The 17,429-nt window shown below is 52.7% G+C and carries 11 protein-coding genes; 7 read left to right on the top strand and 4 right to left on the bottom strand.

The features are described from left to right. Positions 1-75: 75 nt before the first annotated feature. Positions 76-1,821 (bottom strand): phospho-sugar mutase, encoded by a 1,746-nt coding sequence (locus J4864_RS06840; RefSeq protein WP_211815060.1) that lies wholly within the window; start codon positions 1,819-1,821, stop codon positions 76-78. Positions 1,822-2,006: 185 nt separating this feature from the next. On the opposite strand from J4864_RS06840, the gene J4864_RS06835 reads away from it, so the two are divergent. Beyond that, positions 2,007-2,357 carry a DUF4491 family protein gene (locus J4864_RS06835; RefSeq protein ID WP_211815059.1) on the top strand — a complete coding sequence of 117 codons (351 nt, stop codon included), beginning with the start codon at positions 2,007-2,009 and terminating at the stop codon, positions 2,355-2,357. Positions 2,358-3,111: 754 nt separating this feature from the next. On the opposite strand, the gene J4864_RS06830 is transcribed toward J4864_RS06835, so the two are convergent. Then, positions 3,112-3,498 (bottom strand): DUF1573 domain-containing protein, encoded by a 387-nt coding sequence (locus J4864_RS06830; RefSeq protein WP_211815058.1) that lies wholly within the window; start codon positions 3,496-3,498, stop codon positions 3,112-3,114. A 240-nt stretch (positions 3,499-3,738) separates the two neighbouring features. Here J4864_RS06830 and aspS point away from each other — a divergent pair, with 240 nt between their 5' ends. From aspS to J4864_RS06805, 5 genes are all read left to right on the top strand, one after another. Then, on the top strand, positions 3,739-5,496 hold the full coding sequence (gene aspS / locus J4864_RS06825; protein WP_211815057.1) for an aspartate--tRNA ligase: 1,758 nt from the start codon (positions 3,739-3,741) through the stop codon (positions 5,494-5,496). A 172-nt stretch (positions 5,497-5,668) separates the two neighbouring features. Continuing rightward, positions 5,669-5,956 (top strand): winged helix-turn-helix domain-containing protein, encoded by a 288-nt coding sequence (locus J4864_RS06820; protein ID WP_007366486.1) that lies wholly within the window; start codon positions 5,669-5,671, stop codon positions 5,954-5,956. A 61-nt stretch (positions 5,957-6,017) separates the two neighbouring features. Next, complete coding sequence (locus J4864_RS06815; protein WP_007366487.1) at positions 6,018-6,341, top strand: hypothetical protein; 324 nt, start codon at positions 6,018-6,020, stop codon at positions 6,339-6,341. A 349-nt stretch (positions 6,342-6,690) separates the two neighbouring features. Continuing rightward, positions 6,691-7,479, top strand: coding sequence for a Cof-type HAD-IIB family hydrolase (locus tag J4864_RS06810; protein WP_211815056.1), 789 nt, complete (start codon positions 6,691-6,693; stop codon positions 7,477-7,479). Positions 7,480-7,675: 196 nt separating this feature from the next. Continuing rightward, complete coding sequence (locus tag J4864_RS06805) at positions 7,676-8,308, top strand: cation diffusion facilitator family transporter (protein WP_007366541.1); 633 nt, start codon at positions 7,676-7,678, stop codon at positions 8,306-8,308. A gap of 76 nt (positions 8,309-8,384) precedes the next feature. On the opposite strand, the gene J4864_RS06800 is transcribed toward J4864_RS06805, so the two are convergent. Continuing rightward, positions 8,385-11,789: a trifunctional glycoside hydrolase family 18/polysaccharide deacetylase/glycosyltransferase family 2 protein gene (locus tag J4864_RS06800; RefSeq protein ID WP_211815055.1), complete on the bottom strand. Its 3,405-nt coding sequence runs from the start codon at positions 11,787-11,789 to the stop codon at positions 8,385-8,387. A gap of 213 nt (positions 11,790-12,002) precedes the next feature. Then, the gene (locus tag J4864_RS06795) at positions 12,003-14,015 is read right to left on the bottom strand and encodes a TonB-dependent receptor (protein WP_211815054.1); all 2,013 of its coding nucleotides are present in this window, start codon (positions 14,013-14,015) and stop codon (positions 12,003-12,005) included. 654 nt (positions 14,016-14,669) lie between these two features. On the opposite strand from J4864_RS06795, the gene J4864_RS06790 reads away from it, so the two are divergent. Further along, positions 14,670-17,357: an endonuclease MutS2 gene (locus J4864_RS06790; RefSeq protein ID WP_211815053.1), complete on the top strand. Its 2,688-nt coding sequence runs from the start codon at positions 14,670-14,672 to the stop codon at positions 17,355-17,357. Positions 17,358-17,429 lie beyond the last annotated feature (72 nt).

The raw sequence follows: 17,429 nt of genomic DNA, 5'->3' as shown, positions 1-17,429 counted from the left end.
CTCCTCTTTTCTTATGGCGTCATAGTCTTGCCCCATCTTATCCGGTGGAGCAAGACCGCAGACAATATCAATCTCTTAGAGTCCCAGACTCTTCTTGATAGCTTCGATCTTTTCAGCAGCACGTTTTTCACATACCGGGAAGTCAGAAGCCGACTTCATGGTGTCCTTGATCTCCAGATAGAATTTGATCTTCGGCTCTGTACCCGATGGACGGACACTGACCTTGGTTCCGTCCGTGCAGAACCACTGGAGTACGTTGCTCGTGTCAGGCATCACCATCTTCTCTTTAGAACCGTCAGCCTTTGTCAGTTCAAGGGTCTGGAAATCCTTGTAGACATCTATCACGCTGCCGCCAAGTTCTTTTGGAGGATCGGACCGGAAGTTCTTCATCATCTGCTGGATCTCGTCAGCACCGCTCTTGCCCGGCCGTTCCACATTGATCGTGAACTCATGGCTATAACCATACTCCAGGTAGATATCCATCAGAATATCGTACAAGGTCTTGCCATGATCCTTGGCGTAGGCACAGATTTCAGCCAACAGAGAGCATGCGCTCACCGCATCCTTGTCGCGGACAAAGTCCTCTGCGAGGAAGCCATAACTCTCCTCACCGCCTCCAATATACTGCTGTCTGCCTTCAGAGAGTGCGATCTCACGGGCGATCCACTTGAAGCCGGTGTAGCAGTCGCGCATCTCCACATGCTGCTTTTCTGCGATCTTGCGGATAACCTCCGTTGTTACAATCGTCTTGACAATGAAATCCGTCGGCTTCATCTTGCCCACAGCCTGACGATTGGTGATGATGTACCACAGGAAGATCAGACAGGTCTGGTTTCCATTGATGAGCACCCACTTCCCCTCGCTGTTCTTGCAGGCCATGCCAACACGGTCTGCATCAGGATCAGATGCCATCAGGATGTCGGCATCCAGCGCCTTCGCATCCCTCAGTCCAAGCGTCAATGCCTCGGCGATTTCCGGGTTAGGGCGGTCAACGGTCGGGAAGTTGCCGTCTTTCACCATCTGTTCCTTTACACAGTGGACATTGTCAAATCCCCACAATGCCAGTGAGCGTGGAATCATGACGCGCCCTGCACCGTGCAGCGGCGTATAGACGATCTTCAGGTCGTGCTGGTGCCGGATGACTTCCGGGTCAATGCTGATGGTCTTTACCTTGTCGAGATAAGGCTTGTCAATATCCTCACCGATGATCTGAATCAGCGACTTGTTCCCGTCAAACTTGACATCCTCAACCTTGACCTTGTTCACCTCGTCAATAATGCCCTTGTCATGTGGTGCAAGCACCTGCGCGCCGTCCTCCCAGTATGCCTTATAACCGTTGTATTCACGCGGGTTATGACTGGCTGTGATATTCACGCCGGCCTGCGCTTTCAGGTAACGGATGGCGAAAGAGCACTCCGGTGTCGGACGGAGATCCTCAAAGAGGTAAACCTTGATGCCGTTGGCAGAGAAGATGTTGGCAACCGTCTCCGCAAACAGCCGGGAATTGTTGCGGCAGTCGTGGCAGACTACCACGCTGATCTGCTCCCTGTCCTTGAAATTGATCTTCAGATAATTGGCAAAACCCTGTGTCGCCATACCGACGGTATAGATATTCATGCGGTTGGAACCGGCACCCATGATGCCGCGAAGTCCACCTGTTCCGAATTCCAGGTCCTTATAGAAGCTTTCAATGAGGTCGGTCTTGTCCTCATTGTTGATCATGGCCTCAACGGCCGAACGCGTCTCCTTGTCAAAAGCCGGAGACAACCACTGCTTTGCCTTGCTTTCGCACTGGGCGATAAGTGTCTGGTTGCTGTCCATAATTTAAGTTTTTATTATTGACTATATCTATTTGCAAATGTAATCAAAAAATCTGAGAAAGCCATCCGCAAAAAGATATTTTTTTGTATTTTTGCAAACGATTCAATATGGAACATATCCAGACTACCACCGCTCTCTGAAACATCTTCGTAGACGGTCACCAGACATCATTAAACAAAAAAAGCATGGAACTGAACTTTGAAGGCATCCTTCTTGCCGTTTGTACATTCCTGATTATCGGGCTCTGTCACCCCCTGGTAATCAAGACCGAATATTATTTTGGCACAAAACCCTGGTGGATATGGCTTGTCTCCGGGATTGTCTGCTGCGCCGGCGCACTGTTTGTCGAAAGCATCTTCTGGTCGGCACTGCTCGGCGTATCAGGCGCTTCCTTCCTCTGGGGCATCGGCGAACTGCTGGCACAGGAGAAGCGAGTAGCAAAAGGATGGTTTCCGATGAATCCGAAACGCAAGGAACACTATAAGAAATTCGACAAGGACGAGTCCCTGTGTCCTGTATGCAAAAACGAGCAATGACAGAGCGTGACCGCCACAACCGGCGGTATCCCCTTTATGGCATATAAAGGGGAGTAGATCCTTCCGTTAGATCTATAGATCGAAAAAGAATAAAGGCTTATGCACTTGCATGGTATGACTGTCCGAAAACGGATGGTCTCACAAAGGAGGAGAAAATGCGGAGAAGGCAAATAGACAAGAGAGTCTGTCCATCAGCATATCTTTCCGTCTTCCACAGACAACTTATCCCCATATCATCGGTATCTGTAAACTGTTTTCATGCAACCCAAGCTGACACATGCTCTTCTGGCTTCTAAAAGATGCCTGATTGACCTGCAACAGGTGCTCTTTCAGCGTGTAACCAACGCCCTTTTGAAGTCCAATCAGGCACCTTTTATGAACGACTTGATAACCAATTGACTGGCTGCTGGTTACAAACCTGCTTTTCGCACGTGTTTTTTATATTCGCAGATGATCTGTTTGGAATTATGTAATGACTTTTCAAAACCCTGTCTGTATTTCCGACGTATTAAAATGAAAAGGGTTTTGTGTCGGAGAATGATAATAGAATAGACAGTTGGACAGTCTTGGCAAAGTTTTTTTAATGAATCACTTCGGTTTTCCGTTAAAGCTATACGAAAAGCATCCACGCACTGAACGGAAGAACCGAAAAAGAATCCCCGGACAGTTCTACGCCCGGGGATTTATTGATCGGTCACTCGCCTCGCAGAAGCCTCTACGACGACGATGCGGCAGTTTCCAGTAGCAAGAGACTTTACTTCCCGTTCATGACTCCCTCTATGTACAGGCGGGTCATCTCTACCTTTCCGTTTGTCCGGACCGTGATGCTCTTCTTGAAATGTCCCGGGAATTTCCCAGTACCGTTATATGTCACATCAATGCTGCCTTTCTGTCCGGGAGCGATAGGACGCTTGTCATACTTGGGAATCGTGCATCCGCAGCTTGCAATCACCTGATTGATGACCAGGGGTGCCTTGCCCACATTGGTGAACGTGAAGGTCGTCTTATGGACCGGGTTGCTCTCCGAAAAAGTCCCGAAGTCATAACTGATCTGGTCGAACTTGATTTCCGCCTGGTTCTGTGCGGAGGCAAATGTCAGTCCGAAGACCGACAGAAGTGTCATTAATAGAATCTTTTTCATATCGCCTTGTTGTTTTATCCGTTTATGCTGTATCCGTTGCAAGTATGATGCAAAAGTAATCAGAAAGTTTATAGTTACACGAATTTTTCACAATAATTAAGCAGAAACCAGCGGATTTTGTCCGCTTTGTCGTCTGCAATGACAGATTCCTTCCGTTACGGACTTATATTTTCATAAGGCGACATACGTTTCTCACTGAAAGTTTGTACCTTTGCATAAAATATAAACAACATATATAATATGTATAGAACGAATACTTGTGGAGAGCTGCGCATTTCAGATGCAGGCAAGGAGGTGACCCTTTCCGGCTGGGTACAGCGCTCACGTAAAATGGGAGGCATGACTTTCCTTGACCTCCGCGACCGCTATGGCATTACGCAGCTGGTTTTCAATGAGGCAGATGACGCCGCACTCTGTGGGGAAGCCAACAAGCTGGGACGCGAATACTGCATTCAGGTGAAGGGGACTGTCAGCGAGCGGCAGAGCAAGAACAGCAAGATTCCGACAGGTGACATCGAAATCATCGCCAAAGAGCTGAAAGTGCTCAGCCCATCCCTGACACCTCCGTTCACGATAGAAGACAATACGGACGGCGGCGACGACCTCCGCATGAAATACCGCTATCTGGATCTCCGCCGCGAGGCGGTCCGCAAGAACCTGGAGCTGCGTCACCGCATGACCATCCTCATCCGCAACTTCCTTGACGCACAGCAGTTCATAGAGGTGGAGACACCTGTCCTCATCGGTTCTACTCCGGAAGGCGCGCGCGACTTCGTCGTACCCTCACGGATGAATCCGGGTCAGTTCTATGCACTGCCACAGAGCCCGCAGACGCTGAAACAGCTGCTGATGGTCGCCGGCTTCGACCGATACTTCCAAATCGCCAAATGCTTCCGCGACGAAGATCTGCGCGCCGACCGCCAGCCGGAGTTCACGCAGATCGACTGTGAGATGTCATTCGTCGACCAGGACGATGTCATCAATCTGTTTGAGGAGATGGCACGCCATCTCTTCCGTGAAATACGCGGTGTCGAACTGCCCAGACTCGAGCAGATGACCTGGCACGAAGCCATGAAACGCTTCGGTTCCGACAAGCCCGACCTGCGCTTCGGCATGGAATTTGTCGAACTGATGGACGACCTGAAGGGCACGGGCACCTTCTCCGTCTTCAATGAGGCCGACTACATCGGCGGCATCGTCGTTCCCGGCTGTGCGGACTACAGCCGCAAGCAGCTCAACGAGCTGACCGACTTCGTCAAGCGGCCGCAGGTCGGAGCACAGGGGCTGGTGTTCATCAAGTACAATACTGACGGGACTGCCAAGAGCTCTATCGACAAATTCTATACACCGGGGCAATTGCAGAAGGTAAAGGAGACGACGGGTGCCAGGGACGGCGACCTCGTACTGATTCTTTCCGGCGACAACGCCAACAAGACACGCGTCCAGCTTTGTTCTCTCCGTCTGGAGATGGGCAACCGCCTCGGACTGCGCGACAGAAACGTATTCAGATGTCTGTGGATTGTCGATTTCCCACTTTTCGAGTGGAGCGATGAGGAGCAGCGGCTGATGGCCACCCACCATCCGTTCACCATGCCGAATCCTGATGACATCCCCCTGCTGGACGAACATCCGGAACAGGTCCGTGCCAAGGCCTACGACTTCGTATGCAACGGTATCGAAGTTGGCGGCGGTTCACTCCGTATCCACGACACACAGTTACAGGAAAAGATGTTCGAGGTTCTCGGTTTTACACCGGAGCGTGCCGAGGCACAGTTCGGCTTCCTGATGAATGCCTTTAAATACGGTGCACCGCCACACGCCGGCCTTGCCTTCGGTCTCGACCGTTTCGTAAGCATCCTCGCCGGCCTCGACTCCATCCGCGACTGTATTGCATTCCCGAAGAACAACAGCGGACGCGATGTCATGCTGGAGGCTCCTTCGTCTATCGACCAGAAGCAGTTGGATGAGCTGGAAATCAAGCTCGACCTGAAGAATTAGACCGATAAGGTTGACATATATCAACAAAACGTGTCGGAAGAATTAAAAACATTCGTTTTCAATTACTTTTTGTCATAAGTATTTGATACTTTGGAATATTTGATGTAAATTTGCATAAATATTAACAGATTGTAATTAGATTGCTTGAATGGGACTTTAATTTTATAAGATTATGACAGAAAAGAAAGAAGTTAAGTCTGCTCCAAAGGCAGCAAAGAAAGCCGCAGCAAAGAAGACTTCTGCAAAGAAGGCTGTTGTTACCGTAGCGATCAACGCAGAGAATGTTGGTTTCAAGGCCGGCGATGTTTATAACGCGCTTGCAGCTGAATCCAAAGCCCTCAGCGTGGAAGAGATCGCCAAAGCTGCAAAGATCAGCACAGAGGAGGTTTATCTTGGCATCGGCTGGCTCTTCAAGGAGGGCAAGGTGAAAGACGAAGACGGCAAGGTGACACTTGCTTAATCAAGATTTTTTATACAAAACAGGGGGAAGTCTGTATGACAGGATATAGGCTTCCTTTTTTATGCAATACAATAAAGAGATACTACGTGTGCTGGCCGAGGCTGGTGCTGAGGGGCTTTCCGTGCGGAAAATCTCCCGGCATGTGTACAATGCCTGCAACACACTGTTCCATCCGATTACACAGGAGGAAGTTCATAAATATGTACAGTCGTATCTCCTGAAGAACAGCAAAGCGGACGATCCTTTTATCGAAAAGAAAAGAAAAGGAGTCTACCGCCTCAACCGGTCTAACAAGATAACACAACAACTGCTCCTCCAGTTCCGCCGCGGAATGGAGAAAGAAGAAGAAAAGCCGGCAGTGGACCATAGCCTGAGTCTTTTCTGAAGTCTGCGGATCAAGAACTCTCATTCATCCCCGGGACGCTCCCCACCCGTCTCCCCGCTCCCATGCGTCTGCCTCAAACCCGGAATCAGAAAAGACGCCATTGCTGTCCGGTAAAGATTTCCCACATTAGTTCCGATGTTCACCGCTTGCAGCATCGATTCTGTACAGAGGAAAGAGCTACAAAGAATTGACAATGTCTGGCCCGTCACAGGACTGTAAGGTTTCCACTCCCTTTCCCCGGCAGGTCAAAGACGGATCAAAGACGGATCCTATTTTTCTTCACTCATCTTCCCGGAATCCTCCTATATGGAATCTTTTTTGTAACTTTGTAGCCAAAAGTGACACAGACATGGCTATTAAAGCAGCTTTCTTCGATATAGACGGAACACTGGTATCGTTTCAGACACACCGGATTCCGGATTCAACGGTCAAGGCCATTGAACAGGCAAAAGGACGCGGGGTAAGAATTTTCATTTCCACAGGACGACCCGCGGCCATCATCACGAACATCGATGCCATCCGCCATCTCATTGACGGATATATCACCTTCAACGGAGCACGTACGTTCATCGGCGACGAGGACATTACGCTGATGCCCATCCCCGAGCAGGAAGTCCGCGCGATGATCGCCGATGCCAGCCGGCGGAATTATGCGGTAGTAGTATGTGGAAAAGAGGATATCGGCATCCACAACCACACCAGTATCTTTGATGAGGTCTTTGTCCGTGGCTTAGGGGTCAACAACATCGATATTCACAAGCCGATAGAACCGCTGTTGCGCCGGCCGGTTCTCCAGCTTACCCCGTTCTTCAGCGCGGACGACGAGAAGCTGATCCTTCCTTCCATGCCTCACTGCATATCAGCCCGGTGGAATCCGCATTTTACGGACATCACCGTGCGGGGAGCCGACAAAGGGAATGCCCTTCGCCGACTGACGGAGCATATCGGAATCAGCCCGGAGGAGTGCATCGCTTTCGGCGACGGCGGCAACGACATGAGCATACTCCATGCAGCAGGCATCGGGGTGGCCATGGGCAATGCCAATGAGGAGGTAAAGGCAGCGGCTGATTACGTGACGACAAGTGTGGATGAAGACGGTATACGCAACGCCTTCATCCATTTCGGGATAATTCCATAATGGGTTCTTTCTTCATAACTCATTCGTCAAAACACTGACTGTCAACTTCTCGCTCCTTCCGCCTTCAAGCATATCAGCAACGGGACGTGCAGGAAACCGGACGACTGAAAACAGACGGTGAATGACAGATCCGGCTGCAGAAGCGGCACGCTTATTGCAGACTTTGATCTATGGATTTTGAATTAAACAAGTGACAATGTCAAACAGAATAGAACGCTCTTCACAAGAGAAACGGACATCCTTCGTGGTCGTCTTCGCTTTCTGCATGATGCTGGCAGAGATCATCGTGGGACTTACTTCTCATTCCATGGCCCTCTTCGCCGATGGTGTCCACATGGGATCGCACGTGCTGGTCATCGGCCTGAACTGGGCAGCATACGTACTGGTACGGCATCTGGAAAGCAAGGAGACAACAAAATATGACACGGAGAAAATCCTGGATCTATCGGCCTTTACGAGTGGTATTCTCCTGATTATCATGGCTGTATTCATCATCATTGAAGCAGTAGAACGGATGACGACCCATGGAGAGATCCTGAATTACAGACTTGCTTTGCTGACGGCGGGCATCGGTCTGGTCGCCAACACTATCAGTGCCTCCGTCCTACATGGTCACCATGGCACGACAGACTACAACAGCCGGGCAGCCTATCTTCATGTCCTTTCAGATGCCCTGACGGAGACGGGAGCCATCGTCGGCCTGCTCTGTGCAATGTTCTGGAACATCACCTGGATCGATTCCGCCGTCGCCGTCGCCAGTGCCCTGGTGGTGCTCAGATGGGCGAAACGGCTGCTCTGGGATACAGGACGGTCGCTGACACGACGATGACCGCGACCCTCCGGGACGGAGACAGGAGCCGACTGTATCGGCTTCCTGACCGTCCGGCAGCAGTCCCGACATCCGCTCACGCCCCCACGTTTCCGGTCCGTTTCAGTACGCCCCAGGTCTGTAACTCCCCCTTGATTGCCTTGAGATAACTCTTGAAAAGCACGTAATACATGATCCAGCGATAGAAGAACCGCTGGGGAATAATCCACAGCAGCACCCACAGCCGTTCATGCTCGAAGAGGTAAGCCATGATCGACACACTGGCATCCACGAGGAGGAACAGCAGGTAATAGAGGAAGATCTGCCAGGCGTTGCCTGTAAACAGACCGAGCAGCATCAGCATATCCGCCAGCGGGGAGAAGGTCGGAATGATGTACTGGAAGATGAGCATATTCGGCATTGCCCACAGCCCGAAACCGCCTTTTGACCGGGCGAAGAGTGACGAACGGTGCTTCCAGAAAGTCTGCATCACGCCGAAAGACCAGCGGATACGTTGTCTGACAAACTGCCGCAGCGTCTCTGGTGCTTCGGTCATGGCGACGGCATAGTTCTCATTTTCAATGACGTATCCATGCTCGTTGATGCTCATGGTAAGGTCGCAGTCCTCTGCCAATGTGTCGGTTGTAAAGCCGCCGACCGCTTCCAACGCCTTCTTGCGGAAGGCACCGATGGCACCGGGAACAACCGTGACGGCATTGATGTTAGAATAAGCCATGCGGTCGAAGTTCTGGCTTGTCGTGTACTCGATAGCCTGCCAGTAAGTGAGCATATTGCGCTGGTTGCCAACCTTCACATTACCGGCCACGGCGCCGACCCGGCCCGCCTCATCAGCAATGAAATGCTTCATCAGCCTGCTGACAGCATCAGCCTGCAACTGCGTATCGGCATCGACACAGACGACAAAGTCCGTCTTACAGGCTGCAATCCCATAGTTCAGAGCCGATGCCTTCCCGCCGTTCTTCTTTGCAAGGACAGTGACTTTCTCGTCGTTGCCGAACTTTTCCATGACCTTTCCGAGCGTATGGTCTTTGCTCCCGTCGTCCACCAGATAGATGTGGAGTGCCGGATAATCCTGCTGTTTCAGATTATCAATAGTGCGGACAATATTCACCTCTTCATTGTAGGCTGGAACGATCACCGACACCGCCGGTGCCGTCTCGGCATCTATAGGAGCATAGCTCCGGCGGTTTTCTGCCCGCTTCTCACGTATCATCAGGATATACATGAAGACAAGCCTCAGGAAACCGAGAACCAGAAACACCAGAAAAAGGGCTGTGAGGAAGTCGCTGACATGGTAAATCAGTTCAGCCAGACTGAGGTTTGCCTGCATGGCATAATACTCCTTGCCTTTCTTTACCGGAGGCATGAGGGTCTGACGGTTCATGCCGAGATACTGTTCCAGAGAGATGAACTGATAGCCTTCGCGCTGTAACGTCTCGATAATCCGGGGCAGTGCAGTGACGGTCGGCTTTCGTGTCGAACCGCCGGCATCATGCAGCAGAATGATATGTCCGTACTCGTTATGTACTCCATCCAGCACACGCCTGTAGATCTGGTCTGCCGTCACACCCGGCTGCCAGTCATTCGGGTCGATGGACTCTCCGACAAACAAATAATTCCTCCGACTTGCAATCACCATCGGCCAGATCTCCTCATGACCGGTGGGGTCGGCATCAGCGTTATAAGGAGCGCGGAAGAGAATAGTGCTCTGCCCCGTTATGCTTTCCAGAAGCATACGCGTCAGTTTCAGCTCGGCAAACGAACGCTGGTCGGAGCTCTCTGCCATGTCATGATGGGTGAAAGTGTGGTTTCCTATCGTGTTTCCGGCATCATAGACCTGCTTCACAAGAGGGAGGTTCTTCTCCATCTGCAATCCCACCATGAAGAAAGCGGCAGGCACATGATACTTCTTCAGCGTACTCAACACCGACGGTGTCCACCGTCCGTCAGGGCCGTCGTCGAAGGTCAGCACCAGCTGTTTGTCCTTGCAGCCTCCCAGCCGTTGCACGGTATATGTGGCGGGGAGTTCCCTATAATGTTCTTCTGTTATCAGCCGGTTGTCCTTGTCAATGCTCACGGCGATCTTCCCCGGATGAGGTTCTGAGGTCACATTCAGCACCTCACCGTCACCGACGAAGTTGACATCATCCGTACCGCTGAGCCGCATCAGCCGCCCGATGGACATCCTGGCGACACTCTCCCATGACATATCTTTCCCATAGAAACGCCATATACGCTTGTCTTCCGTACCCAGCCGCCACACGGCATAGCCTGCTACATGGTACTCTGCCCCGAAGCGCATGATGTTGAATGTAGTGGCTGCGTCGGAGAAGAATACCCGGTGAAGACTGCCGTCATCTTCATTCTTATACGAGAAATTGAGGTTATAGGTATCATCATTGAAGCTGACGGCGGCTCCGGCATTCTGTGCAGAAGCCATCATCTGGTCGAACGAAACGGCAGCACCGCCTTTCTTTCCCTGCACCCAGTCATAGCCGTAAGCTGCCAGACCCAGCACGATCTTGTCGTTGGGAACATTCCTTGCAGCCCAGTCCGTCGCTTTCTCAACCCACCGCTGTGAACAGACAGGGCCGGGCCGGCTCGCTGCATTGTGCTCGTCATAAGCCATGAGAAAGAGGTAGTCGTCGTATTTAGCCAGTTCCGGCATATTGTAGTCGTCATTGAAAGCGGCGACGGCCTGTGTCACATAGAGACCTTGGGAATGGAAGACCTGCGCAAAATCCTTCACCAGGGTTATCAGCAGTGCATCATCATTGATATCCAGTTCCTCCAGATCAAGATTGATGCCGGAAAAGCCGTTCTTCCTGCATATTGAAGCCAGCTCGTTGATCATCGCCATGCGCTTTCGATCATCCCGCATAATCCGTCCGATGGCTTCCGGACGGAAAGCAGAACCGTAATTGTTCGTCAGCATGGGAAGAACAGGGATACCCGCATGGCGCATGAGTCTCAAGGCGCGCCGGTCGATCCTTGTCTCTATCCTGTCCGTCCTGGGGTTGATGAAGAACCACTCCGGCAGCACCATATTGAGATGTTTCAGGTTGTTTTTCAATGACAGATAAGCGTGCTTGTCCCAGTTCACATACCATGCCGAACGGATGCCCATACGCGGATCGGACCATTCCGACATGTATTTTGCCGCGGCACGGCCCGCCTTGCCCACAAAACGGTGCTGCCTTGCCGCCACTTTGACATAGTTGCTGTGCATCCGCTGTTCCTTGAAGAAGTCCCGGAAAGACTTGTAGACTTTCGCCGTCTCGTTGTCCTTCATAAAAGGAGCCCCTGCCGACACCACCTTCCGGTAGTCGTGGCGAAAAGGCATCTGCGGACTTTCTTCCAAGGCGAACATGGCAAGAAACACCAGTCCAAGCAGGAATACCACCGTAACAATCACACGCAATGTCCACTTAAACCGATTCCAACGCTGCCGCGAATCGGTCTGAAAAACCTGTCTATCCATACTGACAACCTCTTTTGTACTTTCTGTCTTTATTATCCTGAACAGTACTGCAAAAGTATAATTTTATCTGTTCGGAACGGATAAATACCCTGTAAAAAAACAAAAAGAACAATTAATTTAATATAACAGGTCGCCATACTTCTCAGTATAAGTCACGGCCGGAACAGACCGGGAGGCAGTCGGTCCCGACAGCCGGGACAGATGCTCCTTCCCCTACCGTCCTATGCAACGGACCAGCCTTCCCTCACTCGTCACACCCTCGACAACAACCTGACAGCCCCTGCAGAGAGCCTCCGGCAACAGCAGACGGAAAGAAGTGCCCTGCAAGAAGGGAATCCATACAGGGGTACGCCGGCTGGGCGTATATTTCCGGGGCATCTGATACCCAAGGGTGGTAAATGTCTTCGTATTCGTCAACGGTACGTCAGAAGCCCTGAAATCACCTTTCTTTGTCGTGATGGAAATGACGCCCATGCCGCCGACAGCCCCCCAGATGACCGTCGACCCGCTCTTGAAGACATCCACCCGCGCTACATCGCCCATCTGGACATTGTCCAGGTCATAGTCTTCATTGACGAATATCCCGTCAATTGCGACAGCTGCCGGACGACGGCCGCCCACCGTCACGCCGCCTCTGACATAGCATTTCCCGAACTCCACGGTAACGCCCGGCACCCTGCGCAACAATTCGTGCAGGCAGGTCGCACCGATCTCTTCTATATCACGCAGACCAAAGGAGAAATCAGCCGTATGGGCATAAGGGTCCGAGCGGGAAGCGTAGCTGGGACGATGACTGAACACCTGCACCTCTTCCATCCGGATTCCTCCTTCCGGAACATCCAGCGTAGCATCCGTGCGCACCGTATCATCGGCGATCCACTCGAACGGCGGCAGAGCACCCGCATAAGGCGGGAACACGTCTTCGTCCAGCACCAGTTTCACCCACGATTTCCCCGTCTTCGTAAAGGCATTCAGCACATATTGAGTACCTTCAGGGAAATCCATCCCTTCAAAGACAAAATGTCCCTTCTCATCGGTTTTCGTCGCAGCATAGAATCCTTTGTCAGGGGATATGAGATTGACGACACCGTCTTTTATCGGCCGGTGTCCGATCAGCGTCTCCACTTTCCCGCATATCACCGCCGACTTCTCCGCTTCATTCTTTCCTCGCCGGCACATTCCCCTTATCACTTCGTCCATGCGGTACCGTCCCCAGCTGTTCCCTGCAAGGAATGCCTGCAGCGTGTCTCTCTCACCAAGGACGGAGGCGGGTTCTTCCGGACAGCCGCACAGGTCTTGATCGAAAAGCAGATGGGCGACAATGTCCGAACCGGCCCCGTCGTCCTGTTCTCCGACACGCTCGATGCGTACCGACAGGTTCATCGTCTCGCCCTCTTTCAGCCCTTCTGCCGTAACAGAGCAGGGGACAAGCCCGTCCGGGGTCTTATGGGCATCCTCCCACCTCACGGACACGGGGCATTGTTCTTTCTCCGGATACAGGAAACAGAGCTGTTCCTCTACGGTACGGAAGCTGCTGTCAAGCAGCAGAAAGGCATAGATACCGCCTTGGGCCAGGCTGTCTCCATGAAGAACGACTCCTTCCCTGTCGTCTATCTTCCCGAAATAAGAGGGGATGGAACGGCAATGGACCAGCAGCCAGTACGTCCGCTGCGCCGGATCCTGACTTCCTGAAAGGGTTACATGGACATCCGTCCCCGATCTGCTGACGTGCAACAGCCTGCCCCCGTGCTGTACACGCTTGTCGACCGTATGGACATACTTAGAAGGCAGCAACCGGCCGCATCCGCCGACAAAGATGCTTTTCAGACTCTCAAATCCCTCCACATTCAGCATATTCCGGGTATAGGAGCGAAGCATGTAACGCCCTTTCACGACACCTTCCGGAATATCCATGTACCCGACAAAGCCCTGGTCGCTCCTCAGCAGACGCACACGCTTCACGATGAGCCTTTCCGGATCCAGGAGTTCAACATACACATAACGGCTGATGCTGTCTGTCTGATGCGTGATGGCGTTCACCAGAAAGACACGCAGGAATATGCGCTGTCCCGCCTGATAGCGATCGGCATCGGTGCAGACGTATGTTTTCTCCTGTGGAAACAGCTTCACCTGACGGAGAATACGGTTCAGAAGTACGTTTTCCGTCTGCGCAGACAAAACCACATGGGCACATAGCAATAGAATCGTGAAGAGCAGTTTTCTCATAATTTACAGGGTATCGGTCAGGTCGTCTTGCCACAGTCTGCAGGCACAAGGACGACAGTCTGTAGAATACAGTGCAAATATACATAAAATATTCCGGATTACGGTATCTGTAAAACAGGGAAAAGCTCTTCCCGGTCGGTTCCGACCCGATTTTGTCATGAAAAATTCACAGCCGGAGTTTCACTGACCCTCACTTGCACCCTTACCAAGCCTTACTTGAACTCTTACCGGTGCTTGATTGAAGGGCAAGTGGTGCTTGGTTGGGAGCTGACCAGGCATCTTTTCCAAAGGGAATCATAACACTCTCTTTCACTGACCGTTGGAAATACAGATCCAGGTGTCCGACAACCCTGTTACCCAAGGATGGAAATCATCTGATTGTAATATATTTTCAGAACGGCAGACGGTCTGTGGAAAAGAAAAGCGAATGGTAGCGGGAAAAAGCAATCAGGCAACAGGCCGTCGGCAGACTCCTTGCCGGCCAGGCAGGGCAGGTTATCCCGATCGGAACGAAAGGTTCTGCCCTTGCACCCGTCGTTTTACAGAAACATTTTGTAATTTTGCAGTTCAAAAGAATGTCATAGGCGGTCCCGGCTTCTCCGGAAGACCGCACTGATGCGTCTTTCCTGCAAATGACAAAATGAATAAAGAACGATGATATACCCCAAGAACTTCGAGCAGAAAATCGGTTTCACAGAGGTGCGCTCGCTCCTGCGGGAACGTTGCCTGTCGCCTCTGGGCAAGGAACAGGTAGACGCCATGACCTTTTCTACGGATGCCGGACAGGTGAACACATGGCTGGAGGAGACAAGGGAGTTCCGCCGGATACAGGAGGAACAGGATGATTTCCCGCTGGACCACTTCTTCGACATGCGAGAGAGCGTGTCGAGAATACGGCTGGAGGGGACACACATGGAAGTGGAGGAACTGTTCGACCTGAAGCGTTCGCTGGAGACGATCATCGCCATCGTCGACTTCCTCAGCCGCGGGGACGAGACCGAACAGGGAGAAACACGCCCCTGCTACCCCGCCCTCTATGCACTGGCTGACGGCATTGCGACCTTCCCGGTGCTTGTCCAGCGCATCTCGCAGATCATAGACAAATTCGGCAAGATGCGCGACAACGCCTCTCCCGCACTGCTGCAGATCCGGCGGACGCTCGCCCAGACGGAGGGAAGCATCTCACGGACGCTTTACAGCATCCTGCGTTCGGCACAGGGAGAGGGACTTGTCGAGAAGGATGTCACGCCTACCCTGCGCGACGGCCGGCTGGTCATCCCGGTCGCTCCGGGACTGAAACGGAGAATATCAGGAATCGTCCACGACGAGAGTGCCACCGGACGGACGGTCTATATCGAACCGACCGAGGTGGTGGAAGCCAACAACAGAATCCGGGAACTCGAGAATGAGGAACGCCGTGAAATCATCAGGATTCTCACAGACTTCGCAAAGAAAATGCGCCCGAACGTGCAGGAAATCCTCGACTCCTACCGCCTTATGGCGGCAGTGGACTTCATCCGTGCCAAAGCCGAGCTTGCCAGACTCTTCCAGGGATTTGAACCGGAGGTGGGCGACGAGCCTCACATCGACTGGATAGGAGCTGTCCACCCCTTGCTGCAGCTGTCTCTGGAACGCAAGAACAAGGAGAAGGCATCCCGCAACTTACCCGCGGAACCGGCCGGAGACGTTTCTTCACAGGCAGACGCGACAATACAGGAAGAGGGGGACGAGGCACGCAATGTCCCCTCAAAGGTCGTACCGCTCGACATACAGCTCACTAGGGACAGGCATCTGCTGATCATCTCCGGCCCCAACGCCGGAGGCAAGTCGGTCTGCCTGAAGACGGTGGGACTGCTGCAATACATGCTCCAGTGCGGGCTGTCCATCCCCGTCGGCAACCGCTCCACGACAGGCATCTTTTCCGACATCATGATTGACATAGGCGACGAACAGAGTATTGAGAACGACCTCAGCACCTATTCCTCCCACCTGATGAACATGAAAATCATGATGCGGTGCGCCACCGGGCGCACCCTCATTCTCATCGACGAGTTCGGAACGGGCACGGAACCGCAGATCGGCGGTGCCATTGCAGAGGCGGTTCTGCACCGGTTCTGGCAGAAACAGGCCTGGGCGGTGATCACAACCCACTACCAGAACCTCAAGCACTTTGCGGAAGACCATCCGGGGACGGTCAACGGAGCGATGCTCTATGACCGGCATGAGATGCGCCCGCTCTTCCAGCTTGCCATCGGAAGACCGGGCAGCTCGTTCGCCATCGAAATCGCCCGGAAGACGGGACTCCCCGAGGAGGTCATCCGGGAGGCGGCCGACATTGTCGGTTCCGACTACATCCAGAGTGATAAGTATTTACAGGACATCGTCAGGGACAAGCGTTACTGGGAGGGCAAACGGCAGACGATCCACAGTCATGAAAAAGAGCTGGAGAAGCGGATCGCACAGTACGAGAAGGACATCGCCACACTGGAGCAGAGCCGCAAGGACATTCTCAGACGTGCCAGAGAACAGGCTGAGGAAATCATCAAGGAGAGCAACCGCCGCATAGAAAACACCATCCGGGAAATCCGGGAGAAGCAGGCGGAGAAAGAAGCGACCAAGCGGATAAGACAGGAACTGGCCGCCTATGAAGAGGGACTGCGGGCTTCAAGTCCGGCTGACAGGCCCGGAAAGGACAACAAAAAGAAACTGAAAGACAGCGGACTGCTGTCTGATGAGGACTTCCAGAAGAAAGTCGACAGAATAAAGAACCGCAAAGAACGGCACGAACAGCATCTGAAAGAGAAGACGGACAGGCAGCAGGCCGCCGCCGAAGCCCTGAAGAATGCCGTCCGGAAACGGCTGGCGGACGGCGAGGTGAAAGCCGGTGATGCCGTCCGGATAAAGGGCCTTACGACCGTAGGAAAGGTTGAGACCGTCGACGGCAGACAGGCTACCGTCATCTTCGGCGATATGCGGACAAAGATGGCCGTGAGCCGGCTGGAGCACGTAGATGCCGCCGCTGTCCAGACCGAACAGCAGCAGTTTCAGGCCTATCACTACAGCCGTGAGACACGTGAGACCATAGACAAGCATCGCAACCAGTTCCGTCAGGAGCTGGATGTGCGGGGCATGAGGGCGGACGAGGCGCTGAACCAGGTGCAGTACTTCATCGATGATGCCATCCTCGTGGGAGCCGGACAGGTGCGGATTCTCCATGGAAAAGGCAACGGGATACTGCGCCAGCTCATCCGGCAGTACCTCGGCAGCGTGCCGAACGTGAAAAGCTACCGAGACGAGCACGTACAGTTCGGCGGTGCGGGTATCACGGTCGTGGAACTATAAGCAGCCGGACGAGGCGACCGGTCGACGGGACGACGGAATCGAAGTCCCCTTACATGGTGTTTAAGACGGCCG

Source organism: Prevotella multiformis (genome assembly GCF_018127985.1).
Lineage (GTDB): Bacteria > Bacteroidota > Bacteroidia > Bacteroidales > Bacteroidaceae > Prevotella > Prevotella multiformis.
The sequence above is the reverse complement of the archived record's forward strand: the minus strand, read 5'-3'. Positions and strand labels throughout refer to the sequence as shown.

Bases quoted from the DNA above. Each gene is read 5' to 3' on its own strand.
- J4864_RS06815 (WP_007366487.1), top strand. From the start codon at position 6,018: ATGCAATACAATAAAGAGATACTACGTGTGCTGGCCGAGGCTGGTGCT.
- J4864_RS06835 (WP_211815059.1), top strand. From the start codon at position 2,007: ATGGAACTGAACTTTGAAGGCATCCTTCTTGCCGTTTGTACATTCCTG.
- J4864_RS06810 (WP_211815056.1), top strand. From the start codon at position 6,691: ATGGCTATTAAAGCAGCTTTCTTCGATATAGACGGAACACTGGTATCG.
- J4864_RS06800 (WP_211815055.1), bottom strand. From the start codon at position 11,789: ATGGATAGACAGGTTTTTCAGACCGATTCGCGGCAGCGTTGGAATCGG.
- J4864_RS06805 (WP_007366541.1), top strand. From the start codon at position 7,676: ATGTCAAACAGAATAGAACGCTCTTCACAAGAGAAACGGACATCCTTC.
- aspS (WP_211815057.1), top strand. From the start codon at position 3,739: ATGTATAGAACGAATACTTGTGGAGAGCTGCGCATTTCAGATGCAGGC.
- J4864_RS06830 (WP_211815058.1), bottom strand. From the start codon at position 3,498: ATGAAAAAGATTCTATTAATGACACTTCTGTCGGTCTTCGGACTGACA.
- J4864_RS06820 (WP_007366486.1), top strand. From the start codon at position 5,669: ATGACAGAAAAGAAAGAAGTTAAGTCTGCTCCAAAGGCAGCAAAGAAA.
- J4864_RS06790 (WP_211815053.1), top strand. From the start codon at position 14,670: ATGATATACCCCAAGAACTTCGAGCAGAAAATCGGTTTCACAGAGGTG.
- J4864_RS06795 (WP_211815054.1), bottom strand. From the start codon at position 14,015: ATGAGAAAACTGCTCTTCACGATTCTATTGCTATGTGCCCATGTGGTT.
- J4864_RS06840 (WP_211815060.1), bottom strand. From the start codon at position 1,821: ATGGACAGCAACCAGACACTTATCGCCCAGTGCGAAAGCAAGGCAAAG.